Genomic DNA, 22,054 nt, shown 5'->3' on the forward strand with positions numbered 1-22,054 from the left:
AGCTGAGTTCGGCATGAGCTTGATCGAAAATCAGATAAATTTTACTCCAAATATCAATTAGATGTTGGGAGTTATTTAGAAGTCCTGTGATTATTTCAAAGCGATTACAGGGTTTTTATCTGGGTATTTGCTAACTCCTTTAGGAAATCCTGTGGTTAGTCCAGGAATTTCAATTTTCTCAACGTCCCAATTCTTGTTTTGCATTTCGCCAGCCACCCAAAAACCGACTGTATTGGATAACATTTCGCGTGGGTCCAGCAAAGAGTACTTTAATCGTATCAAAAAATCGCCAATATCTGAGGATTTGGTATACCCATAGTCTCCTGGAATAGCTGGGCGACCTGGTAGGTAGATTGTATTGATTTGTGTAAATACGGATTGAGCTATTTTGCTGCGGTTATAAATACTACCCCAGACAGCATAGGCGTAATATTGGTAGGCTGAATCAGCAAGTGGATCTTTGCCTACTTCTGGAAGAACCTGGGCATAGGGAGCGATGATCACTCTATCGGATGGAATTTGGCTGTTTGATAAAGCATTCACGAAAGGAACCATCCAGTTCGTTCCTGCAGTTAATCCCGCAGAAACATTGCCACCTGCTACGTTGCGTACAATGACCATTGCTTTTGACCAGTCTAGGTTGAGATTGGCAACTCCATCATGAATCTCGCTCATGCTGTTGATGGCCGTGAGCATAAAGGTAGCAACCATCACTGAATTATAAGGAATTGGAAACTCTTTATTACCGTTTAAGAAGTTCTGTTGCAGAGCGCTTAAGTCAAATGGAGCGCCATTGAGTACGGTAACGATGTAGTTGCCCGACATAGAGGTTGCGTAATCGACCATGGCTCGTATTTGCTCTTTATGAGGTTGCCAAGATTTAATATTGGCACGATCAAGCCAATTATTTTCGGTGAGAGCATTGAGCGCTTTTACTTGTTTGATGTCTTCCAACAAGCCAACCATAGCTGGTTTCCATGAAGGATCACCATTTTCTTTGATTTTTGCTAAGTAGGACAAGGCCGGTCCTATATGTGAAATGGCCGTCATCTCAAAGAAACCACTGGAGCGATTGGTTCTTAATAATTTTGAATACAACAGTTTTTTATGACTGTCATAAATGTATATTGAAGAGTCCAAAAACAGGATTAGAGGGCCATCGTATATATTCTCTCCTTGTTTAGATTTTTCAGATTGAATGAGGTAATCCGAAATGGTTGATTTTCCTTTTGGGAAATCAGGCTCGCCTTTTCCGGTAAAGTCAAAATAGAGTTCCATGAAGGGGGTTGGGGTTGTGTAAGGTTCTGTGCTATCCGCATACAAGGACTTCATGTTAAATAATAAGAGACAAAGAATGATTTTGACTATCATTAGATTTTTACTCATGAAATCCCTTTAAGATATTGATTTAAGTGTATTAATTATGATGAGATTGGCGTTTTTGGTCAATCTCATTCGTACAAGAAAACTAATGGATAATTCACAATGAACTCTACCAAACTCCTGATGGTGTTTATACTATTGAATTTTTTTAAAGAACTAGTTGCTGGACAATTGTTACAGCCTGTAGAGTATCTGAATACTACTGGAGCGCGAGAAGTTACTCCATTTACTTTGAATAATGAACATTATTTGGCTGTTGCACAATTGGCTAAGGATATACCTAATACGGCACCTAGTATGGTGGGTGGGGATGCAGATGTTGATGTAGTGATATTTAAAAGGGAAAATGGAGCGTTTGTTGAACATCAGCGTATACCGAGTCATGGGAATGAAGGAGCTCGTTTTTTTTCAATCGGAGATCAGTCTTATTTAGCGATAGCCAGTATTCACTCTGGACCTAAGCCTCCTTTTAATTTTAAAACGTATTCGATGATTTATCGCTGGGATGGTCGCTATTTTTACCCGATTCAACAAATATACACCTATGCAGCTAAACAAGCCTATTCTTTTTCCATCGGTAAACGGCATTTTTTAGCGTTGGCAAATGGAGTTCTTCCACCCAATGAAACAAAGCCCACTGATGAAACCAATTCAAAGATATATGAATGGGACGGTCAGAAATTTGTGCTTTTTCAAACAATCTCTTCGTCGTGGGGATATTCTTTTAAAGCATTTCAGATTGATGATGCCTTTTTTTTGGCATTTGCAGATAACTTAAATAAATCCACTTTATATCGCTGGGAAGGAAATCAATTTAAGAGTTATCAGGATTTTCTCGGGGGAGGTGGGCGAGCATTTGAGTTCTTCACGATTCAAAATGAACATTACCTCGCTTTTGCTAATCTGTTAACAGACTCAGTTCTTTATAAATGGGATGGGAAGCAATTTCAGAAAGAGCAGGTGCTTGAAGGGGCGGGGGGGCGTAATTTCACCCATTTTCAGTACAATAACAAACACTATTTGATGCGGATCAATTTCATTACAGGAGGTCGAGAGACGCCTAAAACAAATTTAGAGTCTCCTTTATACCAATGGAATAATGACAAATGGGTTGAGGTTGATACTATTCCAACTTTTGGTGGGGTAAGCGCGCATGTATTTAAAATGGATAATTCACTGTTTCTGGCGGTGGCGAATAGTCTGAGCAAAGACAGTCGTTTTAAGGTTAATTCTGTTATTTATAAGGTACTGGACAGGCAATAGTAGAGAGTAGGCTGGAGTTAACGATTAAAATAGGGATTGTCACTTGTCACTTGTCGCAGAGTCGTTGTTTTTTGTACAATTAGCCGCGTCATTCTTTGTAACTGTTGAGTGGAGTATGCTTTGAATTTAATTGCAGTGCGTTTGGTCTTATTGCATTTAATCTTAATTGTGAGCAGTAATGTCTTAGTGCAGTATCCCTTTACGCTGTTTGGATTCCACACCACTTGGGGGGCATTTACCTATCCATTGATTTTTATTGTCACTGATTTAACAACAAGACTGCTCCATGCAAAAATAGCAAGAAAAATAATTTGTTTAGCATTAATCCCAGGAATGTTGTGCTCGTGGATTATTTCTTCTTGGATGACACATGGTGAGTTTTTCAGTGTTGATAATGTCTCATTGCGCGTGGCATTTGCAAGTTTGCTGGCTTATGCTCTGGGACAGTTACTTGACATTACTGTATTCAATCGATTGCGACGAGTCGCAGCTTGGTGGGTAGCTCCCGGAGCTTCCACCTTATTGGGTAACACCTTAGATACGTTTGTTTTTTTTGCTGTGGCGTTCTATCACAGTGTCAATCCATTTCTTGCTGATCATTGGCTAGAAATAGCGACCGTGGATTTGTTTTTTAAAATTTTAATAAGCCTGCTTTCTTTTATTCCTTTGTATGGTTTAATTTTAAGATGGTTCTTATCAAGACAGCATAGGGCTGTGGGTTTTGCTTAGCTTGAATTCTACGCAGTTACCTTTGATTTTGTGCTAGAATGTTGCTTTTTACAATGAGTTTCATGAATCATGAAATCCTTAGCCATTGATACCTCAACTGAAAAAGCCAGTGTGGCTTTGAAAATAGGCAACGAACTTATTTCTGAAGAGCAAGATAACCAAAGAACGCATGCGCAATTCATCTTACCAATGATCGAACGATTATTGGCTCGTGCCGAAATGCCGAAAAGTCAGTTAGATCGAATTATTTTCGGGTGTGGGCCTGGGAGTTTTACTGGGCTGCGGATTGCGTGTAGTATTGCCAAGGGGCTGGCTTACTCTAATGATATAGGGCTAATACCTGTTAGCACATTAGCAAGTATTGCCTGGTCCGTTCGAGAAATAAAACAGGATGATAAACTAGGTGTGTTATCGATCATAGATGCACGAATGCAGGAAGTGTATTGGAGCTATTTTCCTACAGGTAGTTATGGCGCTTCCGAAGCTGTTAATCACGTCAGTTGCATTCAAACTGTTGATGAGAAGCAATTTGTTATTGCAGGAGTAGGGATAGACCTCTATTGGAATGAGTTTTCAGACCACTTGCGAAATAAAGTCATTGAGAAATTGACTGTTTTTCCTCAAGCGACATCTATGATTAGTTTGGCAGAACATTTATCATTGGAGGAGATTTCCGTAGATAAGGCTCAACCCACATATATCCGAAATCAGGTAACTCAAGGAGCTTCAGGTGGATAAAAAATTGGCTGAAATTTTAGTTTGCCCTTTATGTAAGGGAAAATTAATTTTTAAAGAAAAAGAATTGATTTGTAAATTTGATAGACTTGCCTTTTCGATTAAAGACGATATTCCGGTGATGCTTGAACATGAAGCACGTGTGATTCCTTTAGAAGAAAAAGATAAATTATGAGTGCAGATTTCCATATCATTATTCCTGCAAGATTTGGCTCAAGTCGGTTTCCTGGTAAGTTGCTTCAGGATCTGAATGGCTTATCTGTATTAGAAAGAGTCTATAAACAGGCCCAGCTCACCAACCCAAAGTCCATCGCTATTGCAACAGATCATGAATCCATAGCTAATCACGCCAAGGATTTTGGAGCAAAAGTGATGATGACTTCAGCAGATCATCCTACAGGCACAGATAGAATTGCAGAGGTTGTTGCCAAAGGGGATTATCAAGCTGATGATCTGATTGTAAATGTTCAGGGCGATGAACCTTTTATTCGACCTGCTTTAATTCAGCAGGTAGCGGCTAGTTTGCATACCACTAAAGCACCTGTCGCAACATTATGTTGGCCTATTACTGGTTTAGACACTCTCAATAATCCAAATGTTGTGAAAGTTGTGCGTACTCAGGATGAGCATGCGCTCTATTTTTCAAGATGCCCAATCCCATTCCATCGAGATGAAAAACAATCATTTGCACATGCCTATAAACATATTGGGCTGTATGCCTATCGTGCTGCATTTTTATTGGATTTTGTAAGTTGGTCAAGTTGTGCATTGGAGCAATGTGAGGCTTTGGAACAATTGCGGGTGTTATGGGCGGGGTTTCCAATAAAGGTAGAAGTTGCTTGTGAAGAACCATTACAAGACATTAATACCTTAGAAGATTTAGAAATTGCAAAGCAACTTGTTATATAGATTATCCTGTATTCCTGAGTGGTTATCCGCTTCGTCAGGGGCTCGACTCATTTTTTATAAGGGGCATTTATACCAAAGGTCGGGCGAAGCACCTAATGGCGCTGCCTTAAGCGGTGTTATTAATTTCATCTATACGGCCAGCATCGGTCCGCTTGCTGACGCGCGCGGCTCGGTTCATTCTTTGCTATCTGAATCAAATCCTAGTCACAGCAGGAAGTAAACCGAGCCGCGCGCGTCAGCAAGCGGATACGGGACTATCCACTTTCACGAATGACACTGCTTAAGGCAGCGCCATTTGGCGAAGCCCCAGACCTATGCTTACTGACCATCAGAGAAGAGATAAGTTGGAGCACTATAATTAGAGTCGATTCCTCAGCCGTGAGGGAACGGATAAGGAACCAGCTATTTCAACTTAACTTTCTCTAAAAGCACTCATTCAGCCTTTGCTTTTAGGCTGTTTTTATTTGAAGTATAAATTTTTCGCAAATAGATAATAAAAGCGGGAATTAACATTAAAACAATGCCTAAGGAAAAGACCAGTTGGAAGACTCTAGGGCTACCAAGATTGATGCTATCAACAGGTGGAATGAATCCAACGGTTAAAGTGACTGCACAACCAATTAACCCAAGAATACAGGTTAATCGATATCCAAATTTCCCTCCAGGAATTGCAAATGGCCTATGTACATCTTTGAATTTGGTCTTAAGTACCCAAGCTGCAATAAACATCATGACATACATCATCATGTATAATTCTGTGCTCAGAGCAGTAAATAGCCAGTAAATTGCATTAACGCTAGGGAATAAAAGGAAGCCACTGCATAATAGGGTGACGACAATGGCTTGCAAAATTAAAATACGTGAAGCGATTCCTTTCTGATTCACGTGACAAAGTGAGGCAGGAAGAAAGTTATTCTTAGCTGCCATCAGTAAACCTTTAGCAGGTGAGATTATCCAGTTGATCATGCTTCCCAATGAGCCAAGAAGTAATAAAAATACGAGTAAAGGCAACATCCAGCTTAAATTATAAGCATGGAGGAAATTATCAAAGGCTCTCATAACACCGTCTACGAGGCTTATCTTTTCTTTTGGAAGGATAAAAGCAATGGCTAGTGAGCCAAAAATCATGGTGAATAAAATAAGCAATACCGATAAAAACATGGCTTTGGGAAAATTACTTTGAGGGTTATTGACATTTCTAACATGGACTGCAGCAAGCTCCATCCCTAAAAAGGATGTCATGATGGCAGTTAAAGATACCCATGATTGGCTATCCTTCCATTGTGGAAGCAGATGTGACCAACTCATGTCAATGGCCAGTGGGTGCCCATTAAATATCCAGATGAATGACAGTAAGATAATAAACCCCATGGGGATTATCATGCCAATCACCGCGCAAAATCCTGCAAAAGCAGCAGAAGCTCTCAAACCAGAAAGCCCTATTAGAGTGAGCGACCAAAAAATAGTTAGAATTACCGAGATAAGGTAATACTTATTTTGAGAAAGCTCAGGATTAATCAGGTATGCAACAGTACCCGCTATAAAAGATAATATCGTTGGGTACCAAACTAAAGTGTTTATCCATTGTAGCCAAATAGTAAAAAAAGCCACATTCTCGCCAAAAGCATGCTTAACCCAGCTGTAAATGCCACCTTCTTCATCGGCCCATGTTGAAGACAGCTCTGCTGCAATTAATGCGACGGGTATTAAAAAAATAATGGCTGAGAAGATAAAGAAGAATATTAACGTGGATCCAAATAACGCTGTTCCAGGTAGGTTCCTAATGCTATCAATGGCCCCTGTGATAAGTAAGACTAAGGCAAGTACAGAGATTTTTTCAGCGGACCATGTTTTCATTCATATCAATTATGTTAAGAAAAAACAATATTATAGGGTGAAATAGATAGAAAAGAGAACAGTTTTTATTTATTTTTGTACCCATCTTTGCAAGTCGGGGATTTAAGAACAGCCTCTTTTTGTGTTTGCCACTCTTGCGAGGTGTACAAATGCAAACTAAGAGCATGAAGTCCAATTTTGAACTCATTCGATAGCATTTGGTTTACAAGTCGATGTCTATTGACGCGAGTTGAGTCATTAAATGTTGCTGATACAGCAATCACTTTAAAGTGGGTTTCTGCATCTTTGGGAACATGATGAAATTGGGATTCATCTTCTACACTCAGAAATTCGGGCATTAGTTCTGCTTTTAGTTTTTGCTCAATCCTCTCTTTGCGCGACATAATGTATTTCTCATGATATAAGGTGTGAAGTCATTATAACGACATGCTGTGGATTTGTCATGGCAATAAAATGTCAAAATGTGACAAAAAACGTCAGTCAATCTTGTTTTTATGAATTCCTAAATGGCTGAACAACACTATTTATAAGCTAAAAATTTAAAATAACCCCTGAAAAGACGATTTATAGACCATAAAATCAATTGAGTCATTCATTTAATCGTGTATCCAGGAACTTGGCATTATGTTTGCATGATGTAATCTGTCGGTTAACTTCGGAGAAGACAATGAAACAGAAAGGTTTTACATTAATTGAATTGATGATCGTGGTAGCTATTATCGGTATTTTAGCTGCAATAGCTATACCAGCTTATCAAGACTATACCATTAGAGCTCGTGTAACAGAGGGTTTACAATTAGCTGACTCTGCGAAACTAGCTGTATCTGAAACAGCCATCACCAACAACGCATTACCTGCAAACCAAGCTGCTACTGGATACGTGTCTCCAGCTGCTACAGCTAACGTGCAAAGTATCGCTGTTGACGGAACTGGTAACGGTCAAATAACCATTACTTATACTGCTGCTGCAGGCGGGGGTACCATTGTTATGGCCCCAACTCTCCAAGCTAACGGTGACGTCACTTGGGATTGTACTGGCGGTACTTTGTTGGATAAATACAGACCAGCTAGTTGCAGATAATAGACGGATAGGCTAAAAAAAACCGCCCGGAAGGGCGGTTTTTAATTTTCATGGCTTACTAAATAGCCCTATCTTTTCGTTAAAGAGATTTTTAATTCAGTCATTTAGTCCATCTAAACTCCCTCATTAACATTGTCTTTTGCCTCGACCTTGGGTTTTTTTGTAAGTCCTGATTTTCTCTGGATTTGTTAATGCGTCAAAAAGCCACATGTTCAAGCCTCAAAAGTTGGCACATGAATTGCGTGGATATCATTAGATAGTTCAGTAGGAAATGATATGCAAGTCCGCGGATTTACTCTCATTGAGCTAATGATTGTAGTAGCAATCATTGGTATCTTGGCAGCGATAGCAATTCCTGCTTATCAAGACTACACTATCCGGGCGAGAGTAACAGAGGGTCTTACAATGGCTGCTTCAGCTAAATTAGCAGTTGCAGAAACCAGTTTATTCGAAGGGGCTCTTCCTGCTAATCAAGCTCAGACAGGCTATGTCACTCCTGCTCCAACTGTTAATGTTGCTTCAATTACAATTGGAAACCAAGGAGTGATTACCATCAATTATACACTGGCCGCTGGAAATGGATCTATTACATTGGTTCCTGTGATTGATGCTGCTGGGCAGATTTACACTTGGGACTGTACAGGAGGCACTTTGATAAGTAAGTACCGTCCTGCAAGTTGTAGGCCTTAATCAAGTTTTTTGTCGACCAGTTTGTTTTGCAATTTTACGTAGTTCGGTAAACCATTGTGATAGCTTGGATACGCTTCTCCTTGAATTAGGGGTAAGAGGTAGCGTTTGCAAGCCTCTGTAATTCCCATTCCATCAGCGGCTATATATTCTTTAGGCATGGCTTTTTCTTGGTTGGCAACTTCAGACAAAGCAACTTTGCCAATTGACCATTGATAAGGCTCATCTTGCTCTCGAATGACGATAGGCATGATGGCATTTTCACCTTTAACCGCGTATTCAACAGCTGCTTTACCTAAAGCATAGGCTTGATCTAAATCCACCTGAGATGCGATGTGTCTCGCAGCACGTTGCAGGTAATCTGCGACAGCCCAATGGTATTTGTAGCCGAGTTCGGATTTAATTAACTGGGCTATGATTGGTGCAACTCCCCCTAATTGCGCATGTCCAAATGCGTCTCTAAGACCTGCTTCGCTCAAAAACTTACCTTCTTTATTGCGTATCCCCTCAGAAACCACAACAACACAATACCCATAAGTTTCAACACAATGCTTTACCTTATTCAGAAAAGCTTGTGGATCAAAGAGTACCTCGGGAAGTAAAATGACATGGGGTGGTTCACTTGGATTTTGACTTGCAAGCCCACTTGCTGCAGCAATCCATCCAGCATGTCTTCCCATGGCTTCTAGGATAAACACTTTCGTTGAGGTAGCTGCCATAGAAGCAACGTCAAAACCAGCTTCTTTGGTTGAAATTGCAATGTACTTAGCAACTGAACCAAAGCCTGGGCAATTATCTGTGAAGGGTAGATCATTATCTACTGTTTTAGGTATTCCAATGCAAGTGATTGGATAACCCATAGTACTACCTAATTGTGATACCTTATAGGCAGTATCTTGAGAGTCACCACCACCGTTATAAAAAAAATAACCGATATTGTGTGCTTTGAACACCTCTATTAATCGTTGATATTCTTCCCCGTCATTTTTCAGTTTATGGCGGCAGGACCCAAAGGCACCAGAAGGAGTTTGCATTAATTTGGCAATGGCTTCATCACTTTCTAGATAGGTGTCAATTAACTCTTCGTTCAATGCTCCAATAATGCCATTTTTTGCGGCATAAACTCGGCCAATATGATCAGGATATTGCTTGGCGGTTTGGATTACTCCACAAGCAGAGGCATTGATAACGGCTGTTACACCACCTGATTGTGCGTAGATTGCATTTTTAACTGCCATTTTATCTCCAAAATTAGTGTGAATACTGATTTTCATACTCGTTAATTACAGCATCAATGCTTTGAATTAATTCAGCGAAAGCTTCATTTAAGTGATCAATATGACTGGTTCGTTTAGCTAGTTTTTCAAATTGGGTTACTTTTTTTTGCAGAACTGGGACTCCACAAAAACAGCATGCTCCATGAAGCTTGTGAGCAGCATCCGCAAGACTATGAATGTTTTTATCATGCATTAATTGAATAAATTCATCTCTTGCCTTATAAAGCTCTTCAATAAATTTTGCCAGAAATTCTTCAGCCAATGCTTGATTCCCTGAGACCTTTTGAACACATAACTCCCAGTCAATAGCCGCATGGGTGGATTTGTTAATGATGCGCAAAATTTGAATTAACAATTGCTTTTCTTCTACTGGTTTTTGCAGGTAAAGATCAATGCCGGATTGCTTCATCTCTGCATTATTTAAGTCATTACTGCTTGCTGTGATGAGGACAATAGGCGTGTGTTTATTCATTAATGAACTTTGACGTATGGATTTTGATGCTTGCAACCCATCTAATTTAGGCATTTGTAGATCAAGAAGAATGACATCAAACTTTGTTTCTTCACAGGCTTTAACAGCCATTTCTCCATCATCGACTGCGGTGATGTTCGCTTGTTCTTTTAATAAAGAGGTTATCAGCATTTTGTTGACGGGATTGTCTTCAGCAATCAACAAATGAGGGTGAACATATCGTAGTTGTTCTCTCAATCCGTCTAGCTCATGTGCACTGTGATCTTCTGGTTTTTTCTCATTATTGATTGACTCTATAAGATCTTGGAGTTTCTGAATGCTGATGGGTTTGTATAAGAAACCACGAGCGCCTAATGCAGAATAATTGTTAATAGGCCATTTTGAAATCAACACAAACGGCATGGTTGGATGTTTTTTAATGAGCTCGACAGCTTGTTGCTCACAACCTTGATTAACATTCATAAACACAATGGTGCATTCCTTGTGCTTATTAATGGTGCTTGAGATGTTGGTAAACGAATTCACTTTAACGCATTCAATACCCCAAAACCCAAGACCATTGCATAGGGCTTCCAAGTGCAAAGAGTGATCATCAAAACAAATAATTTTTAGATGAGAAAATCGATGAATTTGATTCTTCTCAATTTCATAAGCCATCAATTTCTCAACTTTAATACGTGCATTAAAGGTTGAACCTTTGTTTACCTCGCTGCTAAGGCTAATCCGACCATGCATTTGCTCACATAGCTTTTTACAGATGACTAAGCCAAGACCTGAACCACCATAGCGACGTGTAATGCTGGTATCGGCCTGATTGAATGCCGTAAACAGTTTATTTTGATCTTCTTGTGAAATTCCTATCCCTGTATCACTAATGGATATGAGAAGGGTATAATCTTTATCGGTTTCTTGTTCAATTTTGGTTCTGACTAACACGTAACCATGGTCAGTGAATTTAATGGCATTGGTGACTAAGTTACTAATAATTTGTTTAATCCTTAATGGATCTCCGAGCACTGTTTTGGGAACATCAACGTCGGTAATAGGGATCAAATCAATTCCCTTTTTATGGGCATTAGGCGATGCCAGTGATAAAACTTCATCGACGCAGCCACGTATATCTACTGGTATGCAATCTAAATTGAGTTTACCGGCATCCATTTTTGAGAAGTCTAGTATATCGTTAATGATACTCAACAAATCTTGGGCTGAAGTCTTAATGGTTTTTACGTAATCCAGTTGTAAGGGGTCGAGTTTTGTTTCTAACAGTACGTTGGTAAATCCTATCACTCCATTCATAGGCGTACGAATCTCATGACTCATGTTGGCAATGAATTCAGACTTTTGCCTGCTCTTTTCTTCAGTCTTCTTTTTTTCTAGAGACAGCTCGATGTTTTTTTCTTCAAGAAGTTCCAAACTTTGTTGTAAATCGGCTGTTGCTACTTCGATATGGTGATTCAAATCGCGAACGGTATTTAAATACTGGTGCTGAAGGTGTTGGCATCCTTTTTCAATAATGCCTAATTCACCGGGACTGGATACTTTGATTTCAGTTTCAAACTCATTGCTTGTTATTTGCTTCATGCTACGGCGTAGACGAGCAATTGGTAAATAGATTTGTTTAGATAGGAAATAATGAATCGTTAGTCCCATTAACAAACCTAACAAGGTGATAAAAATGGTTATAATCATCATTTGATACCGTTTGAGCAACATGGACTGTGTGTCAATATCAATTGATAACCACCCGAGAATATCATCGGCTTGAAATGAAGACAGTGTGGGCAAGTTTCGCATTTCAGGACGCGAATATAAGTTAAATTTTGGTAAAGTAATTGGAGCTATGAAGTTAATGGTGAAAGGGTTTATTTGCTTACTTTCAATGTAGTCTCCAGTATAGTCAGGTGGATTGAACGGTTTATGCAATGAATGCTTTCCTCCACGATAGGCGATTAACTGTCCATCAGAATTATAGAAAGCCAGGGCTTTAACTTCAGGGTTTATGGTTGAAGCATTAATCAGTCCTTGTAGAGTACGGTAATCATTTTTTAGCATGGCATACTGGGCAGCTGGTAATAACTGTCTAATGTAGGCCTCTCCTAATCTAGACATATATTGCTCAAGATCTTTCCCAAATTGAACGTTGTAGAAAAATGCAAAAAGAAGGGCAACTAAGAAAGCCGGTATAAGGGTGGTAATTCGAAGTTGATATTTGATACCAATACTTTTCAACATAACTCCCTTAGTGACTAGTGCAATGTCTTTGCGATATGAGCAAACTGCGATATTATATACCCAGTTTTTTACTCCTTACAATGGTAGATTCTATGACTGTCAGAACTCGCTTTGCTCCAAGCCCAACTGGTTTTTTACATGTAGGTGGAGTAAGAACAGCATTATTTTCTTGGCTCTATGCTAAACATCACAAGGGCCAATTTGTACTACGAATTGAAGATACCGATAGGGAGCGTTCAACAGAAGAGTCTGTACAGGCTATTCTGGATGGTATGTCATGGCTTGGTTTGACGTGTGATGAAGGTCCAGTTTATCAAACCGATCGTTACCCTCGATACAATGAGATTATTCAGCAGTTATTATCAGAAGGAAAGGCCTATCGTTGTCAATGCAGCAAAGAAAGGCTGGAGTCACTCAGAGAGGCCCAGTTAGCAGCTAAAGAAAAGCCACGATATGATGGGCATTGCCGGGGTAAAGAAATCACTGAAACCAATGAGCCTTTCGTAATACGGTTTAAAAATCCTCATGAGGGAGTTGTTTCTTTCCATGATCAAGTTTATGGTGAAATTCATGTGGCAAATTCTGAGCTGGATGATCTGATAATTATGCGTTCGGATGGTCACCCAACCTATAATTTTGCGGTAGTGGTTGACGATTGGGATATGGCTATTACTCATGTGATTCGTGGAGACGATCACATCAATAATACCCCCAGACAGATTAATTTATTTAAGGCCCTAGGGGCACCAGTTCCTGTTTTTGCTCATTTACCGATGATACTGGGTGATGATGGCAAACGTCTTTCTAAAAGGCATGGGGCAGTGAGTGTACTGCAATTCAAGGAGATGGGGGTATTGCCTCATGCTCTATTGAATTACCTCGTTAGATTGGGCTGGTCCAATGGTGATCAAGAGATTTTCAGCTTGGAAGAAATGATTGAAAGTTTCGATTTAAAAAACGTAAGTCGAGGCGTATCTAGCTTTAATTACGATAAATTGTATTGGTTAAATCAGCATTATCAGAAAAATGATTCTCCTGAAGAAGTTGCAAAGGCTTTACAATGGCATTTTGAACAGCAAGGCATCGATTGGACAAAGGGCCCAAATCTTAAAGAGTTAGTGGTTATACAAGCAGAGCGTGCTAAAACCCTAGCTGAAATTTGCCAAATGAGTTTGTACTTTTTTAATGATGAGATCGAATACAACGACGATGCAGTCAAAAAGCATTTACGTCCAGTGATCCTTGAGCCTTTATCCGTTTTGTTGGATCGATTAAAAGAGTTGGCAGAGTGGAAGGCTGATCCTATTCAAGAGTCAATCAATGATGTTAGTGCTCAATTTGACATTAATTTAGGCAAAATTGCTCAGCCTTTAAGAGTGGCTGTTACTGGATCAGGTATGTCACCCTCGATTGATCTGACACTCATGTTGATTGGTAAGGGCCGATCTATCAATCGTATTGAAAAGGCATTAGAAATGATTCGCACAAGGGCAAATGCGGTTTAATTTGGCATTTTATCCGCTCCCTTACGGTCGCGGCTCGGTTTTTATAGGGTTGCGAGGACATATTGCCAAGTGTGCCGATCAAATCCGAGCCACTCACTAAGGGTTGCGGTTTAATTGTTATAGGGTTGCGAGGACATATTGCCAAGTGCGCCGATCAAATCCGAGCCACTCACTAAGGTTGCGGTTTAATTGTTATAGGGTTGCGAGGACATATTGCCAAGTGCACTGATCAAATCCGAGCCACTCACTAAGGGTTGCGGTTTAATTGTTATAGGGTTGCGAGGACATATTGCCAAGTGCACTGATCAAATCCGAGCTACTCACTAAGGGTTGCAGTTTAATTGTTATAGGGTTGCGAGGACATATTGCCAAGTGCGCCGATCAAATTCGAGCCACTCTCTAAGGTTGCGGTTTAATTGTTATAGGGTTGCGAGGACATAATGCCAAGTACGCCGATCAAATCCGAGCCGCGACCGTAAGGGAGCGGATAAACTCTCAGTAGACACTCCTACTCTTATTCACAAAGACATACTCCTGAACACTCAAAATCCAAAGAATGTAATATTGTCTAGATTTAAACCTAAAAATCCGTTAAAATTGCATTTTTATTTTATATTTTGAGTAATTATTGTCATGTTTGTGTGTTCACGTCTACTTACTTTCATTTCTATACTGTTTCTTAGTGCATTGATCTCCGCAACCCATGCATCGAGCACAAAGAATGAGCTTGCTTTAAAAATACAAAAGGAAATGAAGAGGTATTTTAAAGAGTATCAGGACGAAGAGAAATTTACTGCCCTAGCTGTTTCCATTCGTGTGCCACATTCCGAAAATAATGACTCTGAAGAGGTTTTGAATTTTGTAAAAGGAACAATGGGTCAGCCCCCTTTGGATCAAAAAATAACCACAAATAATTTGTTTGATATCGGAAGTATCACAAAATCATTTACGGCATTGATTTTGTTGCAGCTGCAATCTGAAGGTGTTTTGTCGTTGGATGATCCTCTTGGTAAATGGTTACCTCACTATGAAAACTGGTCAAAAGTAACGATTCGACATCTTTTAAACATGACAAGTGGGATACCCAACTACTCCGATAATTCTGAGTTTTGGATGCAAATGGAACATAACTTAGGCAAAGTTTGGACAGATGAAGAGCTATTAACGTATGCTCATCCAGAAAAAGCCATCGAAACGGATCGACCTTCTCTCTATGAATACTCGAATTCAAATTACATTCTTGCTGCTTTGGTGATAGAAAAAGCAACCCAAGATACTTTTGAGAACCAACTCAAGAAACGAATCTTTGATAAAACGAATTTCTTACAAAATACTTATTACCCTGCAGGTCCAAATGGTGTGAATGTCGGTCATGCCATTAAAGATCGAAAAGCACATGGGTATTACTACGATGAGGGTGCTAAAAACGTAGTGGATATTATAGATAGTGATTTATCCTGGGCTGCTGGGGCAGGAGCTATAGTAGCCAATACGGAAGATGTCGCTCGATGGGTTCAGCTGCTTTATCATGGTTTGCTCATCCAACCAGAATATCGCGAACAAGCTTTAAGTGAAATGAAATCCGTTGTTTCAATGAATACAGGTTTGCCGATCTCGAACGTGACTGAAAATGACCCCGGTGGATTTGGACTTGGGGTGGGATATGCCTTCGACAAGAAATCGAATAATCGCTTTTGGGTGTATCAAGGAAGTACTTTAGGCTATCGAGTCATGTACATTTGGAGCGCCTGTAATGACGTATCAGTCGTGGCGGCTTTAAACAGTAAAGGCGGGGACGGAAAACCAGGTTCAAAAATGGGAAATCATATCTTTGATTTAGATTTGACTCTTTACAAAAAAATCATGAAAGTCTATCCCGAATTGCGTTGTGTTAACCATTAAAAAGGTTGTATTTTATGCCAATTACGATTGATACAAATACCGATCGATTCTTTATCGCCATTTGCAAAGACGGACCGCATTCATTTGTGATGCTTGGCTCATACAATGGAGATAAGGTAACTCATTTGCTGTGTAGAGTGGGTAAAGTGGCTGCTCTACCTAAAAAAAAGGACAGATCCTGTTTTGATGTTTGCTCAGCGATCAAAGACACCATTATAGACAAAGCCCCAGCAAAAGTGAGGGATGAGGGTACCGATGATCATGACAAAGCACAAAAGCCCATCTCCTATGAGGCCTATGACATCACCTTGTCACAATACATTGAATTTGTAAGAACTTTAGAATTATTACAAACTGAAGAAAAAAAATATCAGGTTTATAAACCCACTAAACAAGATGGCTCTAAAGTTGAGTTTGTGAAAACATCCAGAGTTCATTATGCACCTCGTAATGATTTAGATAGAGCTGATCGATGCTACTGTGAGCTTAGCCTAGGAAATACCTGTAGGCATGGTGCTATCAAACTCATTGAAAGTGTCATTAAGCTACCCCAGCAATCCATGGTGTCTTCGTATTTCTTTGTTAACTTACTCAACAATACGCAGTTGGATTATGGCGTGCCTAGCAAAAGCATCCCGTTTTATGTGCTTCCGACACCACCCAATTCATATTCTGAGTTGAACAGAGCCCAAAGAATGGTTGCAGATAAATTGTTTTCTAGAATGGAGAGATTGCTGTTAATAGATCCTTATTCCTCAATAACAGCGTCTAAATTTAATCACTTAAAAGAGTTGTATCAACAGATTATTGGCGCTGAGCGTAAGCCATCAATCAATGAATTACTTAATAACATTCATGATTGGAAAAGGTCACATAGACCTGAAATTGAAACATTAAGAAAAACGTATATTTGGGACAGTTTTTTTACTAGAAAATCAGCAACGATGACAATGATTGAAGAGTTAGAGCAAGATCTGCCTCAATTGAACAGATGAATAGATAATGTTAATTACCCCCTTGAATTTTAATAAAAATTCAAGCATGGTAGTTGCCACTTACTTTAATCTTAGAAAGGAGTCACCGTGAAACTGTATTATTATAAAGGTTCTTGTTCTTTGGTTGTTCGCATTATTCTTAATGAACTGGGTGTTGCTTTTCAAGAAGAAGAAGTGGATTTAAGAAATAAAAAAACAGCCAGTGGTGCAAACTTTTTAGAAATAAATCCGAAAGGAGCAGTTCCTACAGTTGTATTGAATGATGGAGATGTTCTTACAGAGAATCAAGTCATCCTACAATACCTGGCTGATACAACATCCGGTCAAACATTACTTCCCTCAGTAGGCAATATTAAGAGATACCATACCCTAGAATGGCTGAATTATATTTCTACTGAAATGCACAAAACCTTAGGAATGTTTTTTAACCCCAGTGCTTCTGATGAACTAAAAATGAAAGTGCTTACTCCTTTGATCATGACGCGTTTTAAGTACGTCAACAGTCAATTGGCCAAAGGCTCTTATTTAATGGGTGAGCAATTTGGTCTTCCTGATGCTTATTTGTTCGTAATGGTCCGATGGGCTCAATATTTCAAACTCGATTTATCGGAGCTCACTCATTTACATGCATTCATGGATAGAATGCTGTCAAGGCCTTCTGTGGTTAAGTCTCTGCAGCAAGAGAATGGATAAAGCAGGGAATCACTTATGGTTTTTTTATCATTAGAACACCTCTTAGGCTATTGGACGAGCGCAAACTTAGAAGCCAATATCATTATTTTTCTTAATTTATTAGGCTCTCTGTGTCTTGGAATGATAGTTGGCTATGAACGCTATTTCCATGGGCATGCTGCAGGAATGCGAACGTATGGCTTAGTGTGTATGGCTTCAACCGCAGTCGTTGTTATTGCTGGGTACCCCAGTTATTGGTTTGGTAGTAACCAAGGTGGGATCTCAGCGGCTCCTGATATCACCCGAGTCATTCAAGGGATAGTCACTGGAATCGGTTTTCTTGGTGCTGGTGTTATCATGAGAGAGGAGTTTTCCATTAGGGGACTCACTACATCAGCATCGATTTGGGCTGCCTCGGCTATAGGAATTCTTGTGGGTGTTGGTTTTTACGTTTCTGCCATTTCATTAACCTTTCTCTCAGTGACACTGATGATTTTCGGTTATAAAATTGAAAAGTGGCTACCTTCAAGGAATGGGATTGCTGTTTCAGTGACTTTTAACAAAGAAGTAAAACCAAATTTAGAAACAATAGCCCAAGTTATGAAGGAATGTGATTATATGATAGCATCAGCTTCAATATCAATCACAACGACAACCGCCCATCAGGAATGGCATTTTGTAGCTATCCCGTTAAAGAGAAAAATTAAATACACCATTCCTGATGTATCAAAAAGCTTGTCGAAGCTTGAAGGATTGGCTGGGAATTACATTGGATTTGCTCGAAATTAGAGAATTGGTCTGGAACATTTAGCGTTGGACTTGTAGAGGTTGTATCGTGGGTGCAAAACACAGTTTTAAAGGGGGTTTGAATCTTCATTTTTTTGCAGATTCCGCAGATGAAACAAATTCCAATTGGAGTCACAATACCTATAAAGCACATGTTCGTAATGCTTTAAGTCTTCTGATGATGGGGTGGAATACGTCCTGGAGCAAATTAGTGAATTTAGAATTGCTCCGAGCAGTATTTTTAGAGCGTAATCCCGAGTTACTCAAAGAGTTTCGCTTTGCTTTTCAAGAGGGGTTTAATCATCTGTTTACCCAATTCCAAGGTAAGCAATTTACCCCGCAACAACATGAACAAATTCAACTCTATTTAAGCAATTGCTTATCTATTCTACCCATGGGGGACATTACTCCCTATGAATCGATTAGTATACCGCAATACATTGATGAACAGTGGGTCATGGTTGAGTATTTTGTAAAACCTATTGAGCTAACTGATCATAATGGAAAAGATGAGCTAATTTATAAAGATTATGATAGGGTTTTTGCTTATGGACTAGAGCCAATAAATCATTTAAAAGCCCAACCCCATTTGATTTTTATGGGAACAACTTATCCTGCCGGACAAGGATTTTTACCGCAAGTTACAACGGATATGAAAGGATTTGAAACGGTTGGGTATTCGTTGTATGTAACTGGCAGACAACGAATTCTCGAATGGGTATTAAGCCAACATGCAAAAATTCATGTTTGTGGAGTAAGTTTGGGAGGATCACTAAGTTTGCTGTTTGCTAATGATCTTGGTAATTATGCAACAAGAGTAGACGCGCTCAATCCTGCTGGGCTCCATGATACGAACAGTAGAGTGCCCTATGATGGATGGGATACACTTACACAAAAGCCTATCGTTGTTATTCAACAACAAGGAAATGATTTTGTGTCTAGTTTTGGTGTATGGAAGAAAGACTGGGTCCTATTGCATGTTAATCCACCAGCGAATAAGAGGGGGCCCAGCTCCTATTTCGATCATTTTTTAAACTATGCGGCATTTGCTGATACTGAATTTACCTCGCTTTCTCCTGAACTACAAAACGAAAGCAGAAAATTCAGAAATTTTTGGTTATATAGTCTAGGGCGAGGAGCCGTCTACTATTTTGCCATAGCCCCTTATAGCTATGGATTTAGACCTTTTAAAAATCATGTTTTTGGGAACTGGCTCAACCTGGGTTTAAGCATGCTATTTGCTTGCTCAATCATCGTGCTTCTGGGGGCAGCAATTTGGGCAGCGCTTCCAACGCTAGTTATAGTAGCCATTTCCGCTTCATTAGCATTGATATGTGGATTAGTGGGTTGTGCTTTTGGTATCACTACTTTTACTAGGAATAACAGGCATTTGGATATCAGGGATAAGCAATTGGAGGATGCTAATAAATATCCAGATGCTACAGAGTTGAATCTAGCAAAGCTCCATTATCCAAGTGCACCGAGAAATCCAGAGTTAGATATTTATAAGCATGAAATAAGCTTTGATCTGACTTATAAAGAAATTAATACTTATTATAAAGTGATGCGAACTATGGTCAAAGGCAAACGCTTTATTCCTCCTGAAGATAAACCCGAGTACTGTTGGAATGGTTTAACAAAGAGAGAGGTTCTGTTATATAGCTCAAATCAAGGTGCTTCTGATGAAACCCTAACTCTCAAGACCTCAAAGGCTAAATTCATGTTCATCAGGCATGCATTGAATCTTATTGACAGAATAAGCACAGAGAATGAAGATAAGCTAAAAGAGGCTCTGCAACATGAATACAATCATTATCGACTAGGTAAAGCGTAGTAACTATCGTGCATCATTATCAAGATTTAATTACCCTATTTGATCAGTGTTTTTCAACTCCATACAACACTCGTTTGCTAAAAGGAGGCGACGAACCTATTTACTTGCCAGCTGATGAACAGCGACCCTATCATGGAATTTACTTTGCGCATGGCTTCTTTAGCAGCGCTCTGCATGAATGTTCGCACTGGTTAATTGCTGGGGAAGAGAGAAGGCAATTAGTTGACTTTGGATATTGGTACACCCCTGACGGCAGAAATGCAGAGCAACAAGCTTTGTTTCAGAAAGTCGAGGTAAAGCCCCAAGCACTGGAATGGATCTTGTCCAAGGCTTCAGGATATCGTTTTAGAATCAGCATAGATAATTTATCTGGGGAAGAGACTGATTCTGAGCCTTTCAAAAAAGCCGTGCATGCGCAAGTTTTATCGTATTGTGAACGCGGGTTACCGAAAAGAGCTCAATTATTTCGTCAAGCCTTATGTGCTTTTTATAAAACACCTACAGAGCTGAATAAAGACGATTTTTGTTACGTTGATTTATAGTCATTGTATCGGATGTAAGACAACTCCAATTGTCCAGTCCAGGTTTTGCTCTTGAGGAAGATAGTTGATCGCTTGCTCTGAAGAAATGCCATAACCATCAACCATCAAGGCATAATAGTATGAAGACAATAGACAATACTCATACAGGAGTTCTTCACTTGGGAATTTCGAGCTAAGCGCGTCCCATTGCTGATGGCAAATTTGGTTATCCGCTTGAGTAATAAGACTTTGATTTGTTAATTGTGTTTTATCGAATTCAAATACTTTACTGTTTGCGAAGTAGGTAAACCCTCCAATTCCATACCAACGGTCAACAGGATTGCTATTGAGTAAGGGTTGTATTTGCTTGTTAACCTTATGCACCCCATTTAACAAGGAAGATATCTCAAGCTCACAAGAGCTCGCATCACCTTGACCAGTCTCTCCATCAGGTAATGGGTAATTATCTGAGAAGCAAGAAGCGGAGTTGAGAAACTGATGTGACATTTCATTTTGCCCCAAGCCTAGGAAGCTATGAACAAAAAGAGTGTATCGTTTTCCATAGAGTTCAAGAGCAATCTGGTAGTTCTTATTGATTTTGGGGTTGTATTGAATGGGGAACACAATTTGAACAGAAGCTCCTCCCATATCCATAACGCCAATTGCTGAGTCTGAATTCGAATTAAGAGCACCAACGCTGTAATTTACAGCTAGCCAGCCAAATAATGCTTCTTCATTTCCGGTAATGGTTTTTGCAGAGATGAGCCGCCATTTAGATTGTTGGTGAAACCATCGATTTAATTCATTGTAGTACTGTTGTTGTTTCGATTGGGGTAACAACCTCATTCCAGCAGTAGCGTAGAAATAGACTGGTAAATCCTCAACAGGGGCGCTTGAAAGAAGTGTTGTAAGGTAAGCATCTATGGAGTTTTTATTCGGTTCAATAGTAGCAAACCCTGGTTTTATTTTTTTGCTCCAAAATTCATGGATATGGGTAGGTGTATTTGTTTCATCAAGATCATAGGAGTATAAATGCACTCTTGATCCAGAACTACCCGCATCAATGACTGCAATGCATTGATGTTGATTACAATCATCGGATTGTGAGTATGCAATGGATGATACGCTTATTAAGCAGAAAAAGAAGACCAAAAAACGAAGCATCTGTGTATAAATAGTCCAGTGTTTTGTGCTGCCAAGAATACAGTTTG

The 22,054-nt window shown here is 39.5% G+C and carries 20 protein-coding genes; 14 read left to right on the forward strand and 6 right to left on the reverse strand.

What is annotated here, in order from left to right; translation table 11 throughout:
* Positions 1–90 precede the first annotated feature (90 nt).
* Positions 91–1,386 carry a DUF5624 domain-containing protein gene (locus tag Lwal_RS03000; protein ID WP_058479444.1) on the reverse strand — a complete coding sequence of 432 codons (1,296 nt, stop codon included), beginning with the start codon at positions 1,384–1,386 and terminating at the stop codon, positions 91–93.
* 99 nt (positions 1,387–1,485) lie between these two features.
* Here Lwal_RS03000 and Lwal_RS03005 point away from each other — a divergent pair, with 99 nt between their 5' ends.
* The 5 genes from Lwal_RS03005 (at position 1,486) to kdsB (ending at position 5,019) form a co-directional block, all read left to right on the forward strand.
* Complete coding sequence (locus tag Lwal_RS03005; protein ID WP_058479445.1) at positions 1,486–2,646, forward strand: hypothetical protein; 1,161 nt, start codon at positions 1,486–1,488, stop codon at positions 2,644–2,646.
* A 120-nt stretch (positions 2,647–2,766) separates the two neighbouring features.
* Complete coding sequence (locus tag Lwal_RS03010; RefSeq protein ID WP_231951028.1) at positions 2,767–3,375, forward strand: 7-cyano-7-deazaguanine/7-aminomethyl-7-deazaguanine transporter; 609 nt, start codon at positions 2,767–2,769, stop codon at positions 3,373–3,375.
* 66 nt (positions 3,376–3,441) lie between these two features.
* Positions 3,442–4,113: a tRNA (adenosine(37)-N6)-threonylcarbamoyltransferase complex dimerization subunit type 1 TsaB gene (tsaB, locus tag Lwal_RS03015; protein WP_231951048.1), complete on the forward strand. Its 672-nt coding sequence runs from the start codon at positions 3,442–3,444 to the stop codon at positions 4,111–4,113.
* Entirely contained in the window at positions 4,106–4,285 is a 180-nt protein-coding gene (locus Lwal_RS03020; RefSeq protein WP_058479448.1) for a Trm112 family protein, read from the forward strand. Before tsaB ends, Lwal_RS03020 begins: the two co-directional genes overlap by 8 nt.
* Positions 4,282–5,019 (forward strand): 3-deoxy-manno-octulosonate cytidylyltransferase, encoded by a 738-nt coding sequence (gene kdsB, locus Lwal_RS03025; protein WP_058479449.1) that lies wholly within the window; start codon positions 4,282–4,284, stop codon positions 5,017–5,019. Before Lwal_RS03020 ends, kdsB begins: the two co-directional genes overlap by 4 nt.
* Positions 5,020–5,451: 432 nt before the next feature.
* Here kdsB and Lwal_RS03030 read toward each other — a convergent pair whose 3' ends face one another.
* Both Lwal_RS03030 and Lwal_RS03035 read right to left on the reverse strand, forming a co-directional pair.
* Entirely contained in the window at positions 5,452–6,876 is a 1,425-nt protein-coding gene (locus tag Lwal_RS03030) for an APC family permease (RefSeq protein WP_058479450.1), read from the reverse strand.
* A gap of 65 nt (positions 6,877–6,941) precedes the next feature.
* A complete protein-coding gene (locus Lwal_RS03035) occupies positions 6,942–7,259 on the reverse strand; it encodes a BolA family protein (RefSeq protein WP_058479451.1) in 318 nt (105 codons plus the stop codon).
* Between the two features lie 284 nt (positions 7,260–7,543).
* On the opposite strand from Lwal_RS03035, the gene Lwal_RS03040 reads away from it, so the two are divergent.
* Together Lwal_RS03040 and Lwal_RS03045 are read left to right on the forward strand one after the other, a co-directional pair.
* Complete coding sequence (locus tag Lwal_RS03040) at positions 7,544–7,957, forward strand: pilin (RefSeq protein ID WP_058479452.1); 414 nt, start codon at positions 7,544–7,546, stop codon at positions 7,955–7,957.
* A 276-nt stretch (positions 7,958–8,233) separates the two neighbouring features.
* Positions 8,234–8,647 carry a pilin gene (locus tag Lwal_RS03045; protein WP_058479453.1) on the forward strand — a complete coding sequence of 138 codons (414 nt, stop codon included), beginning with the start codon at positions 8,234–8,236 and terminating at the stop codon, positions 8,645–8,647.
* Here the strand turns inward: Lwal_RS03045 and Lwal_RS03050 are convergent.
* Both Lwal_RS03050 and letS read right to left on the reverse strand, forming a co-directional pair.
* Complete coding sequence (locus tag Lwal_RS03050; RefSeq protein ID WP_058479483.1) at positions 8,644–9,882, reverse strand: 6-phosphofructokinase; 1,239 nt, start codon at positions 9,880–9,882, stop codon at positions 8,644–8,646. The genes Lwal_RS03045 and Lwal_RS03050 overlap by 4 nt on opposite strands.
* 13 nt (positions 9,883–9,895) lie before the next feature.
* A complete protein-coding gene (gene letS / locus Lwal_RS03055; protein ID WP_083500025.1) occupies positions 9,896–12,628 on the reverse strand; it encodes a two-component system sensor histidine kinase LetS in 2,733 nt (910 codons plus the stop codon).
* A gap of 92 nt (positions 12,629–12,720) precedes the next feature.
* Here letS and gltX point away from each other — a divergent pair, with 92 nt between their 5' ends.
* From gltX to Lwal_RS03090, 7 genes are all read left to right on the forward strand, one after another.
* On the forward strand, positions 12,721–14,133 hold the full coding sequence (gene gltX, locus Lwal_RS03060) for a glutamate--tRNA ligase (protein ID WP_058479454.1): 1,413 nt from the start codon (positions 12,721–12,723) through the stop codon (positions 14,131–14,133).
* Positions 14,134–14,766: 633 nt separating this feature from the next.
* Positions 14,767–16,035: a serine hydrolase domain-containing protein gene (locus Lwal_RS03065; protein ID WP_058479455.1), complete on the forward strand. Its 1,269-nt coding sequence runs from the start codon at positions 14,767–14,769 to the stop codon at positions 16,033–16,035.
* Positions 16,036–16,049: 14 nt separating this feature from the next.
* Positions 16,050–17,030 (forward strand): hypothetical protein, encoded by a 981-nt coding sequence (locus Lwal_RS03070; RefSeq protein WP_058479456.1) that lies wholly within the window; start codon positions 16,050–16,052, stop codon positions 17,028–17,030.
* An 87-nt stretch (positions 17,031–17,117) separates the two neighbouring features.
* Positions 17,118–17,723, forward strand: coding sequence for a glutathione transferase GstA (gene gstA / locus Lwal_RS03075; RefSeq protein WP_058479457.1), 606 nt, complete (start codon positions 17,118–17,120; stop codon positions 17,721–17,723).
* A 15-nt stretch (positions 17,724–17,738) separates the two neighbouring features.
* Complete coding sequence (locus tag Lwal_RS03080) at positions 17,739–18,491, forward strand: MgtC/SapB family protein (RefSeq protein WP_058479458.1); 753 nt, start codon at positions 17,739–17,741, stop codon at positions 18,489–18,491.
* Between the two features lie 46 nt (positions 18,492–18,537).
* Entirely contained in the window at positions 18,538–20,322 is a 1,785-nt protein-coding gene (locus tag Lwal_RS03085; protein WP_065235639.1) for an alpha/beta hydrolase family protein, read from the forward strand.
* 8 nt (positions 20,323–20,330) lie between these two features.
* Positions 20,331–20,864 (forward strand): elongation factor P hydroxylase, encoded by a 534-nt coding sequence (locus Lwal_RS03090; RefSeq protein ID WP_058479460.1) that lies wholly within the window; start codon positions 20,331–20,333, stop codon positions 20,862–20,864.
* Here the strand turns inward: Lwal_RS03090 and Lwal_RS03095 are convergent, their stop codons facing one another.
* On the reverse strand, positions 20,865–22,007 hold the full coding sequence (locus Lwal_RS03095) for an acetate and sugar kinases/Hsc70/actin family protein (protein WP_058479461.1): 1,143 nt from the start codon (positions 22,005–22,007) through the stop codon (positions 20,865–20,867).
* Positions 22,008–22,054 lie beyond the last annotated feature (47 nt).

The organism is Legionella waltersii, from assembly GCF_001468085.1.
Taxonomy (GTDB): Bacteria; Pseudomonadota; Gammaproteobacteria; order Legionellales; family Legionellaceae; genus Legionella; species Legionella waltersii.

Bases quoted from the DNA above. Each gene is read 5' to 3' on its own strand.
- kdsB (WP_058479449.1), top strand. From the start codon at position 4,282: ATGAGTGCAGATTTCCATATCATTATTCCTGCAAGATTTGGCTCAAGT.
- Lwal_RS03040 (WP_058479452.1), top strand. From the start codon at position 7,544: ATGAAACAGAAAGGTTTTACATTAATTGAATTGATGATCGTGGTAGCT.
- Lwal_RS03045 (WP_058479453.1), top strand. From the start codon at position 8,234: ATGCAAGTCCGCGGATTTACTCTCATTGAGCTAATGATTGTAGTAGCA.
- Lwal_RS03080 (WP_058479458.1), top strand. From the start codon at position 17,739: ATGGTTTTTTTATCATTAGAACACCTCTTAGGCTATTGGACGAGCGCA.
- Lwal_RS03070 (WP_058479456.1), top strand. From the start codon at position 16,050: ATGCCAATTACGATTGATACAAATACCGATCGATTCTTTATCGCCATT.
- Lwal_RS03050 (WP_058479483.1), bottom strand. From the start codon at position 9,882: ATGGCAGTTAAAAATGCAATCTACGCACAATCAGGTGGTGTAACAGCC.
- letS (WP_083500025.1), bottom strand. From the start codon at position 12,628: ATGTTGAAAAGTATTGGTATCAAATATCAACTTCGAATTACCACCCTT.
- Lwal_RS03095 (WP_058479461.1), bottom strand. From the start codon at position 22,007: ATGCTTCGTTTTTTGGTCTTCTTTTTCTGCTTAATAAGCGTATCATCC.
- Lwal_RS03030 (WP_058479450.1), bottom strand. From the start codon at position 6,876: ATGAAAACATGGTCCGCTGAAAAAATCTCTGTACTTGCCTTAGTCTTA.
- gltX (WP_058479454.1), top strand. From the start codon at position 12,721: ATGACTGTCAGAACTCGCTTTGCTCCAAGCCCAACTGGTTTTTTACAT.
- Lwal_RS03000 (WP_058479444.1), bottom strand. From the start codon at position 1,386: ATGAGTAAAAATCTAATGATAGTCAAAATCATTCTTTGTCTCTTATTA.
- Lwal_RS03065 (WP_058479455.1), top strand. From the start codon at position 14,767: ATGTTTGTGTGTTCACGTCTACTTACTTTCATTTCTATACTGTTTCTT.
- Lwal_RS03035 (WP_058479451.1), bottom strand. From the start codon at position 7,259: ATGTCGCGCAAAGAGAGGATTGAGCAAAAACTAAAAGCAGAACTAATG.
- Lwal_RS03005 (WP_058479445.1), top strand. From the start codon at position 1,486: ATGAACTCTACCAAACTCCTGATGGTGTTTATACTATTGAATTTTTTT.